The 20665-nt window shown below is 46.4% G+C and carries 13 protein-coding genes; 12 read left to right on the top strand and 1 reads right to left on the bottom strand.

Going from position 1 to position 20665, the window contains the following annotated elements; all coding sequences use genetic code 11:
• Positions 1-16 precede the first annotated feature (16 nt).
• From BMY63_RS09600 to BMY63_RS09550, 11 genes are all read left to right on the top strand, one after another.
• Positions 17-640: a LolA-like protein gene (locus BMY63_RS09600; protein WP_143065765.1), complete on the top strand. Its 624-nt coding sequence runs from the start codon at positions 17-19 to the stop codon at positions 638-640.
• Complete coding sequence (locus tag BMY63_RS09595; RefSeq protein WP_091916273.1) at positions 637-2634, top strand: ABC-F family ATP-binding cassette domain-containing protein; 1998 nt, start codon at positions 637-639, stop codon at positions 2632-2634. Before BMY63_RS09600 ends, BMY63_RS09595 begins: the two co-directional genes overlap by 4 nt.
• Positions 2635-2647: 13 nt before the next feature.
• Entirely contained in the window at positions 2648-4681 is a 2034-nt protein-coding gene (locus BMY63_RS09590) for a M13 family metallopeptidase (protein WP_091902297.1), read from the top strand.
• 116 nt (positions 4682-4797) lie between these two features.
• Positions 4798-5739, top strand: a complete 942-nt coding sequence (locus BMY63_RS09585) for a zinc ribbon domain-containing protein (protein ID WP_091902295.1) — start codon at positions 4798-4800, stop codon at positions 5737-5739.
• Between the two features lie 26 nt (positions 5740-5765).
• Positions 5766-8768, top strand: a complete 3003-nt coding sequence (locus BMY63_RS09580) for a serine/threonine protein kinase (protein ID WP_177178423.1) — start codon at positions 5766-5768, stop codon at positions 8766-8768.
• The gene (locus BMY63_RS09575) at positions 8768-12073 is read left to right on the top strand and encodes an AAA family ATPase (RefSeq protein WP_091902291.1); all 3306 of its coding nucleotides are present in this window, start codon (positions 8768-8770) and stop codon (positions 12071-12073) included. The genes BMY63_RS09580 and BMY63_RS09575 overlap by 1 nt, the downstream gene beginning before the upstream one ends.
• A 3-nt stretch (positions 12074-12076) precedes the next feature.
• Entirely contained in the window at positions 12077-12628 is a 552-nt protein-coding gene (locus BMY63_RS09570) for an FHA domain-containing protein (RefSeq protein WP_091902289.1), read from the top strand.
• A gap of 7 nt (positions 12629-12635) precedes the next feature.
• On the top strand, positions 12636-13382 hold the full coding sequence (locus tag BMY63_RS09565) for a PP2C family protein-serine/threonine phosphatase (protein WP_091902288.1): 747 nt from the start codon (positions 12636-12638) through the stop codon (positions 13380-13382).
• Between the two features lie 10 nt (positions 13383-13392).
• Positions 13393-14310, top strand: a complete 918-nt coding sequence (metA, locus tag BMY63_RS09560) for a homoserine O-acetyltransferase MetA (protein ID WP_091902287.1) — start codon at positions 13393-13395, stop codon at positions 14308-14310.
• Positions 14311-14317: 7 nt separating this feature from the next.
• Positions 14318-16174, top strand: a complete 1857-nt coding sequence (locus BMY63_RS09555; RefSeq protein WP_091916269.1) for a peptidase U32 family protein — start codon at positions 14318-14320, stop codon at positions 16172-16174.
• Positions 16158-17102, top strand: coding sequence for a beta-carotene 15,15'-monooxygenase (locus BMY63_RS09550; protein ID WP_091916263.1), 945 nt, complete (start codon positions 16158-16160; stop codon positions 17100-17102). The genes BMY63_RS09555 and BMY63_RS09550 overlap by 17 nt, the downstream gene beginning before the upstream one ends.
• On the opposite strand, the gene hemW is transcribed toward BMY63_RS09550, so the two are convergent.
• Positions 17099-18217 carry a radical SAM family heme chaperone HemW gene (gene hemW / locus BMY63_RS09545; RefSeq protein ID WP_091916261.1) on the bottom strand — a complete coding sequence of 373 codons (1119 nt, stop codon included), beginning with the start codon at positions 18215-18217 and terminating at the stop codon, positions 17099-17101. The genes BMY63_RS09550 and hemW overlap by 4 nt on opposite strands.
• 136 nt (positions 18218-18353) lie before the next feature.
• Between hemW and BMY63_RS09540 the strand changes: the two genes are divergently transcribed.
• Entirely contained in the window at positions 18354-20513 is a 2160-nt protein-coding gene (locus BMY63_RS09540; protein WP_091902283.1) for an elongation factor G, read from the top strand.
• Positions 20514-20665: the final 152 nt, after the last annotated feature.

Genomic DNA, 20665 nt, shown 5'->3' with positions numbered 1-20665 from the left:
GTTCGAAAGCAGAAAAATGAAAATAAAGTTTAGGATAATGCTCTGTGTGATGCTACTATTGGCATCGCAGACGATGATGAGGGCGGAGGAGACAGCCAACTCCCGTCAGGCGCGACGTATCTTTAATTCCGCATACCAACAGGTGTTTGGTGAGCAAGGTGCCACCATGCATTATGATGTTAACATAACGGGTATCTACAAGACCTATGGTACTATCTGGTACAAAGGAAAGAAAAGTAAGTTCGTAGATGCTAAGATGAACTCATGGAACGACGGCACGACGGTATACACCATTAAGAAGAGAAAGAAGGAAGTCGAGATCCACAGTGCGAAGAACAATCGTTCGGATAAATACTCACAGAAGTTCAAGTTCGAGCCTGATAATTACGACTACAGCATTGCCAACCATCAGGACGGACTGATGCTGACACTGCGAGTGAAAAAAGGTATGAAGGGAATGAAGGAGATTCATGCCCTTGTCGAGCGCAAGAGCTATCGTCCGATCAAGCTCCGAATCAAGGTGGCATTCATATGGACGACAGTCAAGATATCGAACTTCCAATCTGGTGATATCGATGATGAGATGCTTCGTTTCCCTCGTGAGGAATATAAGGATTATACGTTTGTGGACAAGCGATGATATCTGTAGACAAACTGAAAGTGGAGTTTGGCGTTAAGCCATTGTTCGTCGATGCCAGTTTCGTCATCAACGACAGAGACCGTATTGCCCTTGTAGGAAAGAACGGTGCAGGAAAGTCAACGATGCTGAAGATTCTTTGTGGTCAGCAGAAGGCGACGGAGGGAACGGTGAGTATACCGAACGATTGTCGAATCGGTTATCTGCCGCAGGTGATGGTTCTGCAGGATCATACGACAGTACGAGAAGAAGCGCAGAAAGCGTTTGCTGATGTCATGAGACTGAAGGAACGATTAGACAGGATGAACCAAGAACTTGTGGATCGTACCGACTATGAGAGTGAGGATTATCTGGCGCTGGTTGAGAAATTCACTACAGAGCATGAGCGCTATCTGATGATGGGCGCAGAAAACCACGAAGCCGAACTGGAACGAACACTTACGGGACTTGGTTTTGAGCGTACGGACTTCGAGAGACCCACTTCGGAGTTTTCTGGAGGCTGGCGTATGCGTATCGAACTGGCGAAGATCTTGTTACAGAAGCCTGACGTGCTGTTACTCGACGAGCCGACAAACCACCTAGACATCGAGTCGATACAATGGTTGGAGCAGTTCCTCGCGCAGAGCTCAAGTGCGGTGGTACTTGTCAGCCACGACCGAGCTTTTATCAATAATGTCACGAACCGTACGTTGGAAATCTCTTGCGGACGCATCGTTGACTATCGGGTGAAGTACGACGAGTATGTTGTGCTCCGTCAGGAACGCAGGGAGCAACAGATCCGTGCCTACGAGAACCAGCAGAAGGAGATTGCCGACATGAGGGCTTTCATTGAGCGTTTCCGTTATCAGGCCACGAAAGCTGTGCAGGTACAGCAGAAGATCAGACAACTGGAGAAGATCGTGCCCATCGAGATTGATGAGGTGGACAACTCAGCCATGCGCTTGAAATTCCCGCCTTGTTTGAGAAGTGGCGACTATCCTGTCATCTGTGACGAGGTGAGGAAGGACTATGGCTCTCATACTGTTTTCGACCATGTAACGCTCACCATCAAGCGCGGCGAGAAAGTGGCGTTTGTCGGAAAGAACGGCGAAGGAAAATCCACGCTTGTTAAATGCATGATGGGAGAGATTCCATTTGATGGAGAACTGAAGATCGGCCATCAGGTGCAGATTGGCTACTTCGCTCAGAACCAGGCGCAACTGCTTGACGAAAACCTGACGGTGTTCCAGACAATAGACAACGTGGCAAAGGGAGAGATCCGTCTGCGTATTAAGGACATCCTTGGAGCGTTTATGTTTGGCGGCGAAGAGGCTGACAAGAAAGTCAAGGTCCTCAGTGGTGGCGAACGAAGTCGCCTGGCGATGATCCGCCTGTTGCTGGAGCCTGTCAACCTGTTGATTCTCGATGAGCCGACAAACCATCTGGACATGGCGTCGAAGGATGTGCTTAAAGAGGCTATTAAGGCCTTTGGCGGAACGGCTATCATCGTGTCGCATGACCGTGAGTTCCTTGACGGTCTCGTGACAAAGGTCTACGAGTTTGGCGGTGGCAGAGTCAAGGAGCATCTTGGTGGTGTCTATGACTTCCTGCGGGAGAAAAAGATATCCGAACTTAGTGAACTGGATGGGACGGGAAAGAATGCCCTCCGAGGAAACATGGACTTTCCTTCGGGGAAACCTGGACTTTCCTCCGGGGAAAATCCCAGTTCCCAAGCGGTGAACATGCGGGAATCGGCATCTAAGGCTCTCAGTTATGCCGAACACAAGGAACAGCAGAAACGCATCAAACGTGCGGAAAAGGCAGTCAAGGAGTCGGAGGCGAAGATCGAAAAGATGGAACAGCGTCTGAAAGAACTTGACGACCTGCTGATGGTGCCTGAGAACGCCTCAGATATGACGCTAGTGACGGAGTATACTTCGACGAAAGGCTGCCTTGACGAGGAAATCGAAAAATGGGAGCGGCTGAGTGAAGAACTGGAAATGTTAAATCAATCATAAATATAAAGGAAAAATGAAACGAATAATCATGATGATGACAATTGCATCAGTATCTGTGAGCGCTTTGGCTCAGGAACCGTTGCACTCAGGTCTGGACGTGACAGACTTTGACACAGCCATACGACCAGGTGACGACTTCTATGGATATGCATGCGGTGGCTGGATGACGAAGAATCCGCTGCCTGCGGCCTATTCACGCTACGGTAGTTTTGACAAACTGCAGGAAGATAACAATAAGCGTATCAACGCGATTCTTTCGGAGTTGCAGAACAATACCTACGAAGAGGGGACAATTGAGCAGAAACTCAGTGATCTCTATAAGTTGGCGATGGATATAGATCGACGCAATCAGGACGGTGTGGCACCTGTCATGCCTCTCATCAAGCGTCTGGAGGCAGCCAAGACAAATCAGCAACTGCTCGCCATCCAGTTGGAGCAAGCTCCGTATGGTGAAGAAGAGTTCTTTAATGCTGGTTTCGGAGCAGATGACAAGAATGCTACACAAAATATCCTCAATGTGTATCAGGGAGGTTTGTCGCTAGGTCAGAAAGAATATTATCTCGATAATGACAAGGCAACGGCAGACATCCGTGAGGCATATAAAAAGCATATCGTCAAGATGTTCCAGCTTTTTGGCTTCAGCAAGAGCGCAGCAACGGCCAAGATGAAGAACATCATGAAGGTAGAGACTGCCCTGGCCAAGGTATCTAAGTCGCGCACAGAGCTTCGTGATCCTGAGGCTAATTACAACAAAATGACTCTGGCTGAGTTCGTGAAAAGATACCCCAATCTCCCGTTAGAAAAGGTCATGAATGCCAGAGGCATAGAAAGTAAGTATTTTCAGGAAATGGTTGTGGGACAGCCAGCTTTCCTTGATGGAGCCAACCAACTTGTGGGAAGCATGAAGCCCTCGGAATACCGTGATGTGATGGAGTGGGGCATCATCACAGAATCTGCAAACTATCTGTGTGATGCAACCATAGCAGAAAGCTTCGATTTTGAAGGTCGTGTGCTCTCTGGTCGTAAGGAGAACCACCCGTTATGGAAGCGCAGTACCTCGCAGGTGGAGCGCGTGATGGGTGAGGCTCTTGGAAAAATCTATGCAGAGAAGTACTTCCCTGAGTCTTCGAAGCAACGTATGACGACGCTCGTGAAAAATCTACAGATTGCTCTTGGAGAGCGTATCGCAGCCCAGGACTGGATGAGTGATTCAACAAAGGTGAATGCCTTGTTGAAGTTGAATACGTTCTATGTGAAGATTGGCTATCCTGATAAGTGGACAGATATCTCGGATTTAAAAATTGATCCTAAAAAATCTTACTATGAGAATATGCTGGAATGTAGTCGTTTTTGGACAAAATGGGCTATTGATCATCGGGTAGGGAAACCTGTCGACCGTGATGAATGGCATATGACCCCACAGACTGTGAATGCATATTACAATCCCACGACTAATGAGATTTGTTTCCCTGCAGGAATACTTCAGTATCCGTTCTTTGATCCATCTGCCGATGATGCCTTTAACTATGGCGCTATAGGTGTGGTTATCGGCCACGAGATGACACATGGCTTTGATGATCAAGGACGTCGTTTCGATAAAGACGGAAACATGAAGGACTGGTGGAAAGAGTCGGATGGAAATAACTTTACAGAGAGAACGGGCAGATATGCAGATTTCTTCTCGGCTATCAGTGTGTTACCTGATTTGAAGGCTAACGGTCAACTGACCCTTGGTGAGAATCTGGCTGATCATGGCGGGCTTCAGGTCGCTTACACAGCATACAAGAATGCAACAAAATATCAGCCGTTGGGAGTGATTGATGGACTGACCGCCGACCAGCGCTTCTTCCATGCGTATGCTGGTGTGTGGGCAGGAAATATTACAGAGGCTGAGATCCGAAAGCGTACAAAAAGTGACCCGCATTCCTTGGGACGTTGGCGCGTGAATGGAGCTCTTCCGCATGTTGATGCATGGTACGAGGCCTTTGGCATAAAGGAGGGTGATAAGATGTTTATCCCGAAGTCAGAGCGCCTTCAACTTTGGTAGAATTCAGGAACCTTGATAAAATGCCGTCGTAAATATAAATTTACGGCGGTTTTTTTGGTGATTTAAATATTTTTATCTATTTTTGCACCTAACTTAGTTGTTTCAAACGCGCGTTTATGAACGAAGAAGATATAACTTTAAACCCAGAACAGATTACTCCCGGAACGCAAGAAGCCCAGCGCGAGAACTCTCATGTGGAAATGCTCTCTGAGGTGCAGGAGCAGCAGGAAGAACAGGCGCAAATGTCGCAGAGGGTACAGTGCCCTCATTGCGGAGCGCTAAACGAACCGGAAGCGCTGTTCTGTGCTTCCTGCGGAAACGCAATCGTGATGACGACCTGTCCGAACTGTGGCGCATTGCTTGAACCGGATGCAGATTTCTGCGAGGTATGTCGTCATTATGTCAGGAAAGATGTGTGCTCGTTCTGTGGTACTCCTATCTCAGACGAAGATGCTTTCTGTCCGGAGTGCGGCAGTCCTCGTGGCGGTATAGTCTGTCCTGTCTGTCACACGTTGAATGACTTCGCTTTTTGTAAACAGTGCGGAACCCCTCTGACAGAAGAGGCTCGCCAGTTGGCAGAACAAGTTAATGAACTTCCTGAGTTTAAAGAGATGCAGAAATTGGCGTGGGAGCTTCAGCAGATGGAGAACGTCGTCCCTTATTCCTCTGAACGAGACCTGCATCGTGATCAGCGAAATATCAAGTTGCGTGAACGCGTTTTGACGTTACTGGCACAAGATAGAGGAATCGCTCATCCTGTGATTGCAGAATCAGGGAATAAGCGCATCAGCAAGGAGGAGTATGACGCGAAGAGACAAGAACGCCTCAAGAAAATCGCGGATATCTTGGAGCAGATGGCACAGACGCCTCAGCCCAAACCAGCCTTGGTCCGAAACTATGCTATGGCGTGTCGGCCACAGGGGGTAAGACTTGCTTGGGAGTGTAATTATAAGCATGCATTGCATTCCAGTCCGTGTGGTTGTGCGAAACCACAACTGGGTGGAAAATGGGTTATTTTAGGAAAGAACACGAAGAAGGATATTAAAGACGATGAGTGATGGGCACGCAAAGAACTCTTGGTCATATGGCAGAAACGGCAGACGGTATTGATAGAACAAAACGGGTGGATCCTGCTAGCTTAGGAGGAATGACGATGCGTTCGGAGCCTCATGTAGGAACCATGCGGACATCAGAGAAACCTGTCATGAACCGTGCGGACAGTACGATGAGGGCAGACGGAATAGTCGCTCTTGGTGAGGATGCCAGAAACGACTTCTTCATGTTAAAAGGAGTCAAATACAAGAATGTCCAGTGCCTGAGCGATAATTCCGGTGAGGCACAGGTGTATCTCGTTGAGCGTGACGACGAGAAATACGTTCTGAAAGTATATTACCCCAATTTTGATGTCAACAGGAAAATCCTTCAGACTGTCTACAACTTCGACTTCGAGATGATTGTCAAAGTGTTCGACTTTGGCAAAACATATGTTGAGGGTAAACATCGCTATTATGAACTGATGGAGTATCTGGCAGGCGGAACCATGGCAGCCTACAGACTTAATGGCGATATGGATAAGTTCCGGCGTATCGCTCTGCAAGGAGCTGCTGCATTGGCATATTGTCATGAGTGCAATATCTTGCACAAGGATATCAAACCAAGTAACTTCTTTTTCCGCGACAAGGAGCATACGGAACTCGTTTTGGGCGACTTTGGTATCTCTAGTATCTTGGATCAGGATGGGAAGGCGCACAAAACCACACAGGCTCGTACCCCAATATATGCGGCTCCAGAGATGTATGCTGATGTGATTGACGGTGTCGTGGAAGTGACACCTGCGGCAGATTTCTATTCCTTGGGAATCAGTCTGATGGCACTTTGGTTGGGTGAGAACCCGATGAGCACGAACGAGCGTGTGATGATGCGTCAGAAAAACGAGGGTCGTCTTCCTCATATCAATGAACTGCCAGAGCGCGTCAGACTACTTGTTCAAGGACTGACCGTTGTCAACCCGATCAATCGATGGGGATATGAACAAGTGGAACAATGGTTTGAAGGTGCCAGTCCGAAGGTCGATTTATCGTCACCGTTCCTGAAATACAAGAGCTTTATTGTGGATCCTGATAAGAATCTTGTGGCTGATAACATTCATGAGCTGATCCCCATGCTGCTCGATAACGAGAAACTGGCAGTTGGCTATTTATACAACGGACGGATTAGTTCGTGGCTGGAGTCATGTGGCAACCAGAAACTGAGTACGATTGTCAAGGATATCGTCGTTAACCGTTATCCGGTTGACCTGCGTGCAGGACTGATGGCAGCTATCTATGCCATGGAACCTACATACCCATACAAGGACGTGAAGGGAAATCCTTGTGATGATGTACATAGTGTTGCCATCTCACTATTAAGCTATCAGAGTGATTATGGGATTCTTCTTACTAATCCCAATGATAGCCTTTTCCTATATCTGGAATCACACACAAAGTGTAACATAGATCGATTACGCTCGTATTTCTCCCCGTCAGAGAATCATGATACTCATGTGGCTATTATGCGTTTGGTCTATGAGATAGATCCGGAGATATCTCTGTTAGCTCGATATCCGTCATCAAATCTGAAGGAGATTGTCAGCACCTACGGGAAGGAGAAACTGACAGCTGACGACTGGCATATCCTGACAGACGGACGTCTGCTCTCATGGATGTATAGTCATGAAGACCGGATGGCATGTGAGAGTCTTCGTATATTGACCCAGGGACAGTCTTATTCGGAAGCTTTGGCATATAAAGTCCTCTATAATCTGGACCGTCATGCAGGTTATGATCTGCGTAGCGCCTTTACTCCGCTACAGATTGGCGAACAACTCGCCGAGCGACTGAGGAAGAGCGAGCATATGAGTGCTCAGGATTTCAAAGAGGAGATGAAAGACTTCCTGGATCTTAATGGGCGTTTCTATTATTATGCTCAGTTACACGGTTGGACAGAGGTCTTGAATGAGTATACCCGTTGCTTTGACCTGAAGAGTGAGGAGAATCGTGAGCGCCTAGGAGCATACGATGCGAGGACTGCAGTTTATAAGTTCTGCCGTATCTTGGGGGTTACCCCATCGTATCTGATGTCAGATGGAGTAGAGTATGTTGATGGCCGATCTATTGATCCCCACAACTTCTCCCAGATTAGGGCGGAATTACGAAATGGCTCTTTTGCTCAGTGGATGGCGGTATTCTATCATGAAGATCCTTTTGCCGATTTCTCCACGAAGTATGCTTATGAGCATGCCCTTGAGGAATGGCTTCTTGCCCTCGGAAAGATTGACATCTCCCAACCCTATTACAAGCGTTTTATTGATGCCCAAGAGGAAACATCTAAGAGGGTAACGAGTGTGCGCGACAGTTGGTATCATGCGAAGAAGAGAGAGAAATTCTGGCGGATGACCTTTTTTGTCCTGTGTGGTATCTGGTTACTGTTGATCCTATTGATAGGTGTCAAGAACCACACATACCTGTTGAACCATACGTTCCTCTCCATAGGCCTTCCGTTAGGTGGGATGACCGCCATCATTGTGGGTACCCGAGCTTATTTCAGAGGCTATGATTTCGTGTTCTCTTGTTTTTGGGGATTGTTGGGGGCTTTCTCTTCCTTTATACCTATTATAGTCTTGAAATATATCGGGCAGTCTCACCCGTCTCTCTTTAATATGGCGATCATCGTTATAACGTTGGTGTATATGCTGGTATGCCATCTGACAGACTTCCGTGGTGATCAGAAAGCAGATAGCAAACTGATTGCCGAGGTATTGGAGAATGACATCAAGTCAACATTGTTGGAGCCCCTATACTATACGTTTAAGACAAAATCGTATCGCTATAATGGGTCGAAGTTCGGTGTATTGAACGACGTGACCGATCAGGTGCGCTCCATCAGTGGTGAGAGTGTATTACATTATATCCTATGGAGTGTCTTGGCACTGATATTTGTGCTGAACTTTATCATCTTCAGTCCTACTCTGATGAATGTCGATAATCCGGACGTGAAGAGGATTTCTCCTACTGAAATTATAAAGCAATTAGAAAGGGATGTCGAATAATGATATGTGAGAACTGTCATAAGGAAAATCGGGGTATCGCCAAGTTCTGTAAGTGGTGTGGAAAACCACTTGTCAGTCAGGATTTGCTTGATAAACTTGTGGGACTCGACGAAGTGAAGAGGCAACTCAAGACGATAGTCGATACTTATGCCTATCTCCGTTCTCGTAAGGATATCGTGAATGTTCGTATCTCTGTCAATGCTGTGATTATAGGTGAGACGGGTACGGGTAAAACAGCCCTTGCAGAAATCCTCAGAGACTATTTCTATCAGCATAAGATTATTGAGAAGCCCAAACTGACGATGGTTGATGCTGTCGACTATCAGCGTTTTGTTGACAAATGGGACGACAATATCAAAAAGGCAAAGAACGGCATTCTGTTCTTTGATAATGTTCAGAAATTACTCCCTGACAAATATTCTAATCAGGTGAATCCGCTTGATAAGTTGTTTGTGGAGATGGACAAATGGGATGATAACCCAGTTGTCATTATCTCGGGCCTGAGCAAGGGACTTGAAGATTTCTTAGAGAGTAATCCTGCAGTGGCCAACCGCTTCAAATACACCTTCCGTCTGCCAACTCCTGGATATCATGAGTTAACGGATATCTGTAAGAAGAGTCTCAGGATGAAGTATGGTGTCATGGATTTCTCAGCCGAGGCGGATAATCAGTTGATGCGATATTTTAAATATCAGTTGAAGATCAAGGATGAGACATTTGGTAATGGACATCTTGCCATAAAGACTGCAGAGGATATCTTTACACATTTCATCAGTCGTGGTGAAAAGGCCATACGGGTGGAGAAAGAGGATATCCAAGGGTATGTGCCCGAAGAACGGACTGTTGATGAGGTTCTCAAAGATCTTGATCTCTTCATCGGCATGGATGAGGTGAAAAGTGCTGTGCGCGAGATTGCCTATGCTGTGCAGAACAGCATACAGCGTGCGGAACGTGGCTTGGGAAAACAGGAAAAGATGGGTATGCACATCATCCTGACGGGTAATCCCGGTACTGGTAAGACGACAATTGCTCGTAAACTTGGAGAGATACTGGCTGCCATCGGCTATCTTGATAGTGGTCATGTCGTGGAAGTAGACCGTGCGAAGATGGTGAGTCCTTATCAGGGTGAGACACCAAAGGTCGTAGACCGACTCTGCGATAAGGCAAAGGGAGGAATCCTTTTTGTTGACGAGGCTTATACATTGGCTCCCCTGAGTGCTGCAGGAGAACGTGATAATCAGGGGGCGCAGGCTCTGGAGAAACTGATGAAACGGATGGAGGACGATCGCGGACAATTCGTGGTCATTGCTGCCGGTTATCGGATGGAGATGGAAAATCTGTTCCGTATAAATCCTGGCTTCCGAAGTCGTTTCAACTATTTCCTTGATATCAAGGATTATTCGCCTGAGCAATTGTACGAGATTATGCAGGTCTTCGCTAAAGAGAAGAAATACGTATTCTCGAAAGAGGCTGAGGAACTGACTAGGAAGATGATCGCTGAGATGCATCAGTCTCGTGATAAGGATTTTGCCAATGGTCGTACCATGCGTACACTCTTTGACCAGATTTGTAAGAGACAAGCTCAGCGCCTGCAAAGCGAGAGTATCTCGACAATGAGCAATGAGGAGTTGATGACCATCAAGATGGAAGATATTCCATACGAGACTCCGCGTTCGGTGGATATCTCTGACTGTCTGGCAAAACTAGACGGACTGGTGGGACTGAATGCTGTTAAGAAAGAGGTCTCGAACTTGGCTGCATACTTGAATCTGCAGATAAAACGTGGAGAGACAAGTACATTTCAAGGGAAACACTATGTCTTTACAGGTAATCCGGGAACGGGAAAAACTACTGTTGCCCGGATCATGGCAGATATATTCAAGACTCTAGGCATCGTGTCTAGAGGTCAGTTGGTTGAGGCTGACAGATCAAAACTTGTTGCAGGTTATTCTGGACAGACGGCCATAAAGACCAACCAACTGGTAGATCAGGCCATGGGTGGTGTACTCTTCATTGATGAAGCGTATACGTTGCGGTCTAGCGAGGGAGACTCTTTCGGAGCGGAAGCTATTGATACATTATTGAAACGATTGGAGGATGACCGTGGTAAGTTTATCTGTATCGTTGCTGGTTATACGGACCAGATGCATGAGTTTATCGATTCTAATCCAGGTCTGAAGAGTCGTTTTACACAGACGATACATTTCGACGACTATACTCCTGACGAACTGACAGACATCTTCCTGCATTTGGCAAAAGGAAAGAACTTCACCATCGATGACACGACTCGTGCTGCCATTCATCGACAGTTTGAACAGTTGTACCTGCGACGTGACAAAAACTTCGGTAATGCCCGCGAGGCACGTCGGATCTTTGACGAAACGGTGGAACGCCAGAGTCAACGTTTGGTGACGTTAATGAACGATTCCGGCTTCAAGGAGAATGATATGTTCGGATTGATACCAGAAGACCTTCCGATGGCTCAGGGCGAGACGACTCGTCCATTGGATGAGGTATTGAATGAACTTGATGAACTTATCGGTATGCGTACGGTGAAAAACTCGATCCGTCGTTTGGCTGTTCAGAGCATGTTTATGAAACAGCGTGCAGCCATGGGTGCCGGAAAGGTCCAGCAGATGGCTATGAACTTTGTTTTGACGGGTAATCCGGGAACAGGAAAGACGTCTGTTGCCCGTAAGATGGGTGAGGTGCTGCAATCCATGGATATCCTACCCACCAACCGAGTGCTGGAGGTCAGCCGGGCCACGATGGTGGGAAAATACATGGGCGAGACCCCGAAGATTGTCAATGCCTTGTGTGATAAGGCGATGGGCGGAGTCTTGTTTATCGACGAAGCCTATATGCTGGGCGACGGTGGAGACCAGTATGGCAAAGAGGCCATAGACACCTTGATAAAACGAATGGAGGATGATCGTGGAAAGTTCGTCGTGATCGCTGCCGGATACAGAGATAAAATGGAGGAGTTCTTACAGATGAACCCAGGCTTGGCAAGTCGTTTCACACACAAGCTCCATATCGATGATTATAATGAAGATGAACTGTTGGCTATCTTTAAGCAGATGGCTCAAAAGGATCAGTATACACTCTCACCGACGGCTGAGTTTAAGGCGCTTGATACAATCTATAAGATGGTGCTGGGTAAGGATGAGTCGTGGGGCAATGCCCGCGAGATGCGTAACTTGCTTGATGCCACCATCCAGAGGTTGTCTCTCCGTGTGTCTAAGATGCCGCCAGATCAGGTAACGAAAGAAACATATCAGATAATATTGCCAGAAGATATATAGAAAATGATTATTTGTCCAGCATGTAGAGAGGAGATAGATGACGATTCCCACTATTGCGATCAGTGTGGGCAGGAATTGTTTTTCTGTAACCATTGCGGAAGGGTAGGATTAGGCAGGCGCTGTACATATTGTGGAGGTCTGATGCTCTCTGCTGGTTCCAGTAAGAGAGAGATACCGCCAGGTATGTCTGTTACAGGCTATGTGTCTCATATTCCGACAGAACCAGGTGTATCTCAGCCTGGCTCCTCACAGAATATTCCTGTGATGACACTAGCGAACGATAGCCTCAATATACGTCTGGTTGCCATGAATGGAGCAATTATCGGTCGTCGACAAGGACCATATACACAGTTCTTTGAGCATCAGGCATACGTTTCAGGTGTTCATGCGCAACTAAAATATAAATCGGGTACAGGCTGGTGCATTGCCGATAAACACTCTTCGAATGGCACGAGACTGAATCAGCATTTAATGCAGCCTGATGTTGAGATGACTTTGAGTAATGGAGATATCCTAACCATCGCCAATATCAACCTTCAGGTTATTATTAGATAATACTCAGATGATAAGATTAGAGATAACAGCAGTCAGCCATGTAGGCTGTGTCAGACATAGCAATGAGGATATGATACTTGTGGACGATCAGTATATTCGTGACGCCCATATAAGTAAAAACGTAGACTTGGAAAAGAAAGACCGTTATATCATTGCCATCGCTGATGGTATGGGCGGTCATAACAGTGGCGATGTTGCCAGTGAGGATGTTCTGAAAAACCTACAATTCTTCTACCATGACATACCTGCGGGACTTGGGGCTGGCGACTTCAATGAGATAATTGTATCATGGCTGGGATCCATCAACGCTTTCATCGCATCGAAGGGACGTGCCGACGAACGTTTTAAGGGGATGGGAACAACATTGGTTGGATTAGCCTATTATAATAATGATTTCTATTCGCTGAATTGTGGTGATAGTCGTTTGTATCGTTTTCGTGACAGACAACTGACTCAGTTGACGACGGATCATTCGTTAAACAATATGTTGGGCTCGGAGAAACATACAAGTATCATCACAAACTGTATTGGAGGAGGATGTGGCACGTCGTATATAGATATTGTTCAGATAACCTCCGATGTGCTTGTGGGCGATACCTTCATGCTTTGCAGCGATGGACTCACTGATATGCTGCCGGATAGTGCAATTTCCCAAATATTGGAAGACGGTGGCGACGTTGATGAACTCTGCCTGTCAGCTATCCAGAAGGGAGGATTAGATAATATTTCCTGTTGTTTGATAAGAATTAAATAAAACCACTAAAATGCCATTAAGATTACCCGATAGATTGCCTGCCATCGATATTCTGAAGAATGAGAATATCTTTGTGATGGATAATTCAAGAGCGACGACGCAGGACATTCGTCCTTTGCGTATCGTCATCCTGAACCTGATGCCTTTGAAGATTACAACAGAGACAGACCTGATCCGTCTGCTTTCAAATACACCTTTGCAGTTGGAGATAAGCTTCATGAAACTGAAGAGTCATACCCCCAAGAATACGCCGATAGAACATATGATGATGTTCTACCGTGATTTCGAGTCCATGCGACAGGAGAAATTCGACGGAATGATTATCACAGGTGCACCTGTAGAGACAATGGATTTCGAGAAAGTGACCTATTGGGATGAAATCACGGAAATCTTCGACTGGGCCCGCTCGCATGTGACGAGCACACTATATATCTGCTGGGCTGCTCAGGCCGGACTTTATTACCATTATGGAATACCTAAGTATCCGCTGGATAAAAAGATGTTTGGCATCTTTCCACAGTATCATGTTGGAACGACGCTTCCTATTTTCCGAGGCTTCGATGATGTGTTTATGATGCCCCATAGTCGTCATACGGAAATTCACCGTGAGGATATTATCGCTAATCCGGAACTAACTCTAATTGCTGAGTCTCCAGAATGTGGCGTGAGTATGGTGATGGCACGAGGTGGACGCGAGTTCTATATTACTGGGCATCTGGAGTATGCTCCGAACACGCTTGACAACGAGTATAAACGAGATAGGGGGGTACGTGATGACGTTGACCTTCCCAAGAACTACTACCGGGATAACAATCCGGATCTTCCTCCGTTGGTGACATGGCGTGCGCATGCTAACCTGTTGTATGCCAACTGGATTAACTATTATGTATATCAGGAAACTCCATATAATATTGACGATATCAGATAACTGACAATTGAGGAAACTGGAATTACTTGCTCCGGCTAAGAATTTAGCATGTGGCATCGCGGCTGTAGACCACGGTGCCGATGCCGTCTATATCGGAGCGCCACGTTTCGGCGCTCGTGCTGCCGTTGGGAATAGCGTGGAGGATATCCGCAAGCTTTGCGAATATGCTCATCCCTTTGGTGTTCGCGTTTATGTCACAGTCAATACAATCCTTTATGATGAGGAGTTGGAAGCCACACAGAAACTCTTACATGAGTTAGCTAGCGCTGGCGTGGATGCCATTCTTGTGCAGGACATGGGCGTACTTCAGATGCTGAAGGAAGAATCTCTTACTTCCCTGAGTGTTCATGCATCAACTCAGACCGATAACCGAACGGCGGGAAAAGTGCAGTGGCTTGGAAGTCTTGGCTTTTCCAGGACGGTTCTAGCTCGTGAACTGTCAATAGAGGAAATCGCGGAGATTCACCGTGCTGTACCAGACATGGAACTGGAGGTGTTTGTCCACGGAGCCTTGTGTGTATGCTATTCGGGAATCTGTTATGCTTCTCAGCATTGTTTTAGTCGGTCTGCCAATCGTGGTGAATGTGCTCAGTTCTGTCGAATGCGTTTCTCACTGATAGACGCAGACGAGAAAGAGATAGAACACGAACGTTATCTACTTTCATTGAAAGACATGAACCAGAGTGATAATCTGGAAAGACTTATTGCGGCAGGAGCTACATCGTTTAAGATCGAAGGCCGGTTGAAGGATATCTCTTATGTGAAAAACGTGACGGCGGCCTATAGTGAGCGTCTGAATGAAATAATCCGTCGTTATCCCGATAAATACTGCCGTGCGTCGCAAGGACATTGTAACTATACATTTGAACCGAATCTGAATAAGACGTTCAATCGTGGCTATACGACCTACTTCGCCAATGGACGTCAGCCAGCCATTGCTTCCTTTGATACCCCTAAGGCTATTGGTGAGTATGTCGGAACCGTGAAGGAGATTCGTGGTGATTCCTTCAATGTGGCGGGTGTGGTAAGTTTCTCCAATGGTGATGGCCTTTGTTATCTACGTTCTGCAAAGTCATCCGCCTCGTCCCCCCAAACAGAAGTTCAATTCGAGGGATTTCGTGCCAATCGCGTTGTCAGTAATCGCATCTATCCGTATAAGATGCCTCAGGGACTGCGTCCTGGAATGCGACTCTATAGAAACAGTGATCAGGAGTTTGAACGGCTTCTGTCAAAGCCCAGTGCTTACCGAAAGATTCCCATCACCCTCTCTCTCTCTGTTGCCGACGATGGATTTGAGTTTAGTGCTCTTCTTCATGGTTCGCGTGTTTCTCTTCACTTTCCGGCAGAGCACCAACAAGCACAGAAGTCTCCCCGCGAGAATCTGGTCCGCCAACTGACAAAGCTTGGAGATACTATATATGAATGTAAGGATATTGAAATCCCGTCAGACTTTAATTATTTTATTCCGAATAGTTTGCTGTCTGAAATGCGACGACAACTCGTAGAACTATTAAGTAAGGATGGTGATTCCGATTGTGATAAACAAACGCGTCTTTCTGTTGCTCATGACGAGAAAGACCATGCGGGCTATCCATATCCTTACCTATATAATATATCTAATCGACTCGCACGCGATTTCTATGGCTTTGCAGATCTCACGGCCTTTGAACTGAAGGGTGGTAACGGCCCGATTATGCAGTGCCGCCATTGTCTCCGTTACAGTCTTGGCTTTTGCGTGAAACATGGTGGAAAACGTCCTGTATGGCGAGAACCCCTGTCTCTTATGTTAGGCGACGGTCGTCGCTTCCGTCTTGAGTTTGATTGTCAACATTGCCAGATGAATATCTATGCGGACCATTGTTAGACTCCTCCTTCTTTCGTTCCTCTTTACGGGATGTTATAACAAGGGACCATTGACACCTGATGCCTGGGATCTTACCAGACAACAGCTTGATTCGATATCTTTCTACACCACCCATCATTATTCGCAGAATTATAATTTTGTTGTAACAGGCGATTCCTTGGTCGTTGTCGAACAGCAACCGGAAGGAATGGACATACCTGATGTGGTGTCAGTTGAGATCGAGTCGGTGGGGATGGAAAGGCAAAAAGACTCCATAGTCCTCCGCAGACACGAACATATCGTTGTAGCTGACATTAGGACCATCTCAGCCGACTCTATAGATTCTGTTTGGGTGAAGGTAGCTCGTGATCAGTTAACCTTTGGGTGGGTTCATGAGTCGGAACTACTGGCAAAGGTGTCTCCCGACGATCCGATTAGTCAGTTTATTGATATCTTTTCTGATGTTCACCTGCTTGTCTTCTTGGCTTTCTGTGTCGTAATCGTGGCAGCCTATGGGGTACGCCGTCTTTTACGGAAGGGAGCGAAGATTGTGCATTTTAATGATATTCCCTCGTTCTATCCGACAACCCTGTGTCTGTTGGTTGCATCGTCGGCGGTGCTTTATAGCTCTATTCAATTGTTCGGACCAGAGTCGTGGCGGCATTTCTATTATCATCCATCGCTTAATCCATTTGCATTACCGCTTCATTTGGGCTTGTTTGTCTCTTCTGTTTGGGCTATTGTCATTGTTGCCATTGCTACGGTCGACGATGTGTCGAGACATCTCTCTCTGGGTGAAACGATTCTATACTTAGGCGGTTTGGCTGCTATCTGTGCTGTCGATTATGTGGTATTCAGCATTACTACATTATATTATATAGGTTACCCTCTCTTGATAGCGTATTATATCTTTGCCATCTGTCGTCTGATGCTGCAGGAATCTATTTAGTCTACAACCATTAGCTCACTCATAATCAAATCACTGACGAAGAGACCTTCGCGGGTGAGCCGGATTCTTCCTTCGTGTTCTTTTAGCCATCCTCTCTTGATATAGGGTGTAGCATTCTTTCGACAATAAGAAGCTTGTTCCTCTGAGAGTTGCGTAAGATCCAACCCCTCTCGTGTTCTCAGTGCCACTGTCACCATATCGTTGTATCTGGTGTCCTTATTAAGTATTTCTTCTTCGAAGATACGTTGTCCGTTTCTGAGACCTTCTATATACAGATTGATATCCGAGATATTCCAACTGCGACTCTTGATGTCGTAGGAATGTGCGGCTGCACCGAAACCGAGGTAGGGGATGCCTGTCCAGTAACTGCTGTTATGATGAGAACGATACCCTGGTCTGGCGAAGTTAGATATCTCATAATGCTCGTATCCGGCTTCTTCCAATCGATCAATAAGTGTCTCGTACATTTTTCGTTCGGTTTCCTCGTCTGCTTGTTCTGTCTGCATCTGGTAAAGTGGAGTGCCTTCTTCAATCATGAGACAGTATGCTGAAAGATGTTCTGGCTGAAGTGCCAGAGCCTGACGAATGTCTTCATCCCATTCTTCTTGTGTCTCTCCCGGGAAACCGTACATCAGATCTATACTGATATTACAGATTCCTGCGGTCCTCAGTCTTTCTGTTGCACTCGTCACCTGGTGCGCCGAGTGCCTGCGTCGTAGCAATTTCAGTCTCTGGTTATTGAACGTCTGGGCACCCATACTGACTCGGTTTACGGGGAGTAGGCAGAGCTCTTTGGCAAAATCCTCCGTCACATCGTCCGGATTGCACTCCATTGTTACCTCGGCATTATCCGCAACAGAAAAAAAACGATAGACGGTGTGAAAAAGTTGCTCTATCTGTGAAGGCGTTAACAGAGATGGCGTTCCTCCACCAAGATAGATGGTGGAAATGTTCGTATTCCCATCATCTGCCGTCAGCTCTTTGTGCCTAAGTTCCATCTCCTTACATACGGCATCAATATACGATTGCCTCCACTCGAGTCGGGTTGAAGAATAGAATCCACAATAGATACAACGTGTCTTACAGAAAGGAATATGAATGTAGATGCCTGCCATATTTGAGGGGGAGTGTATTTTATTTCGGCAAAATTACTAATTATGTTTAATATTTGAAAGATTTCTTTGGTAATTTGTGGAAAAATGCCTAATTTCGTCCCCCACGAAACCATTATTTACCTAAAACTATAGTGATATGAAAGTATATCAAACAAACGAGATTAAAAACATCGCACTCATTGGCAGTGCGGGTAGCGGCAAGACTACTCTTGCCGAAAGTATGCTTTTCGAAGCTGGTATCATCAAACGTCGTGGTTCGGTTGAGCAGAAGAACACCGTCAGTGATTATTTCCCCGTGGAACAGGAGTACGGTTATTCAGTCTTCTCAACCGTTTTTCATGTGGAATGGAATAATAAGAAACTAAATATTATCGATTGCCCGGGTAGCGACGACTTCGTGGGTGGTGCTATTACCGCTCTTAATGTTACCGATCAGGCTGTAATTCTTGTCAATGGACAGTATGGTCCGGAGGTCGGTACGATGAACGCTTTCCGTAACACAGAGAAACTGAAGAAACCTGTGATCTTCCTCGTCAACCAGTTGGACCGCGATAACTGCGATTTCGATCAGATTCTCGGACAGTTGAAGGAGGTCTATGGCCCGAATTGCGTGCCGGTGCAGTATCCTATTGCTACTGGAGCAGGATTCAACGCCGTTATAGATGTGCTGTTGATGAAGAAATACTCTTGGAAGCCTGAAGGTGGTGCTCCTATCATTGAAGATATTCCTGCTGATCAGTTGGAGAAGGCTAAGGAGATGAAGGCAGCTCTTGTTGAGGCTGCTGCTGCGGGTGACGACACCCTCATGGAGAAATTCTTTGAGAGTGAGGACCTGACAGAGGATGAGATGCGTGAGGGTATCCGTAAGGGTCTTGTGACACGTTCCATCTTCCCTGTGTTCTGTGTCTGTGCAGGTCGTGATATGGGTGTCCGTCGTCTGATGGAGTTCCTTGGTAACGTTGTTCCGTTCGTTAGTGAGATGCCTGTCGTCAAGAATGCGGCCGGTAAAGATGTGCCTGCCGATGCTTCTGCTCCCACATCACTTTATTTCTTTAAGACTGGTGTTGAGCCTCATATCGGTGAAGTGAGTTACTTCAAAGTTATGAGCGGCGTCGTGAAGAGCGGTGACGATCTGACCAATGCCGACCGTGGTTCTAAAGAGCGTATTGGCACGATTTATGCTTGTGCAGGTGCTAACCGTATTCAGGTAGATCAGCTTGTGGCCGGTGATATTGGCTGTACCGTAAAACTAAAGGATGTGAAGACGGGTAACACACTGAATGCAAAGGACGACGAGAATCGTTTTGATTTCATCAAGTATCCTAACTCAAAGTTCTCACGTGCTATCAAGGCTGTTAATGAGGCTGAGACGGAGAAGATGATGGCTGCCTTGCAGAAGATGCGTCAGGAGGATCCGACATGGGTTGTTGAGCAATCGAAGGAGTTGCGCCAGATTATTGTCCACGGACAAGGCGAGTTCCACCTGCGTACCCTAAAGTGGCGTATGGAAAATAATGAGAAGATCCAGATTGAGTATATTGAACCGAAGATTCCGTATCGTGAGACCATCACGAAGATGGCTCGTGCCGACTATCGTCATAAGAAACAGTCGGGTGGTGCTGGTCAGTTTGGTGAAGTTCATCTTATTGTGGAGCCTTATACAGAAGGTATGCCTGATCCTACATCATTCAAGATTAACGGTCAGGAATTCAAGATGAATATCAAGGGCAAGGAAGAGATTGACTTAGACTGGGGTGGTAAGCTTGTCTTCATCAACTCTGTTGTTGGTGGTGCTATCGATCTTCGCTTTATGCCCGCTATTTTGAAGGGTGTCATGGAACGTATGGAACAGGGACCACTTACCGGTTCGTATGCTCGTGATGTACGTGTTATCGTCTACGATGGAAAGATGCACCCGGTTGATTCTAATGAGCTCTCGTTCATGCTTGCTGCCCGTAATGCCTTCTCTGCAGCTTTCAAGGAGGCAGGTCCGAAGGTGCTTGAGCCAATCTACGATCTTGAAGTGCTCGTGCCTGCCGACTATATGGGTGATGTCATGAGCGACCTGCAGGGACGTCGTGCCATCATCATGGGTATGGATTCCGAGGCTGGTTATCAGAAGTTAACTGCTAAGATCCCCCTTAAAGAACTCTCTAGCTATTCTATTGCATTAAGTTCACTGACAGGTGGCCGCGCATCGTTCACCACGAAGTTCGCTTCATACGAACTCGTTCCGAATGATATACAGCAGGCACTCATCAAGCAGCACGAGGAGGAGATGAAGGAAGAGGATTAATCTTCGTACAATATTTGAAAACGAGAAGGATGGAGCATCACGTTCCATCCTTCTTTTTTTTGTTTAGTTGTAATAATAGAACTATAAATATGTAATTCTGTTAATTGTTTAAAATATGCGAGAAATAATTAACATAATAGAGACTGTTTTTT

Origin of the sequence: Prevotella aff. ruminicola Tc2-24 (genome assembly GCF_900110895.1) — a bacterium.
Lineage (GTDB): Bacteria > Bacteroidota > Bacteroidia > Bacteroidales > Bacteroidaceae > Prevotella.
This window is presented reverse-complemented; position numbering and strand designations above follow the sequence as displayed.

Bases quoted from the DNA above. Each gene is read 5' to 3' on its own strand.
- BMY63_RS09600 (WP_143065765.1), top strand. From the start codon at position 17: ATGAAAATAAAGTTTAGGATAATGCTCTGTGTGATGCTACTATTGGCA.
- BMY63_RS09595 (WP_091916273.1), top strand. From the start codon at position 637: ATGATATCTGTAGACAAACTGAAAGTGGAGTTTGGCGTTAAGCCATTG.
- BMY63_RS09590 (WP_091902297.1), top strand. From the start codon at position 2,648: ATGAAACGAATAATCATGATGATGACAATTGCATCAGTATCTGTGAGC.
- BMY63_RS09585 (WP_091902295.1), top strand. From the start codon at position 4,798: ATGAACGAAGAAGATATAACTTTAAACCCAGAACAGATTACTCCCGGA.
- BMY63_RS09580 (WP_177178423.1), top strand. From the start codon at position 5,766: ATGGCAGAAACGGCAGACGGTATTGATAGAACAAAACGGGTGGATCCT.
- BMY63_RS09575 (WP_091902291.1), top strand. From the start codon at position 8,768: ATGATATGTGAGAACTGTCATAAGGAAAATCGGGGTATCGCCAAGTTC.
- BMY63_RS09570 (WP_091902289.1), top strand. From the start codon at position 12,077: ATGATTATTTGTCCAGCATGTAGAGAGGAGATAGATGACGATTCCCAC.
- BMY63_RS09565 (WP_091902288.1), top strand. From the start codon at position 12,636: ATGATAAGATTAGAGATAACAGCAGTCAGCCATGTAGGCTGTGTCAGA.
- metA (WP_091902287.1), top strand. From the start codon at position 13,393: ATGCCATTAAGATTACCCGATAGATTGCCTGCCATCGATATTCTGAAG.
- BMY63_RS09550 (WP_091916263.1), top strand. From the start codon at position 16,158: ATGCGGACCATTGTTAGACTCCTCCTTCTTTCGTTCCTCTTTACGGGA.
- hemW (WP_091916261.1), bottom strand. From the start codon at position 18,217: ATGGCAGGCATCTACATTCATATTCCTTTCTGTAAGACACGTTGTATC.
- BMY63_RS09540 (WP_091902283.1), top strand. From the start codon at position 18,354: ATGAAAGTATATCAAACAAACGAGATTAAAAACATCGCACTCATTGGC.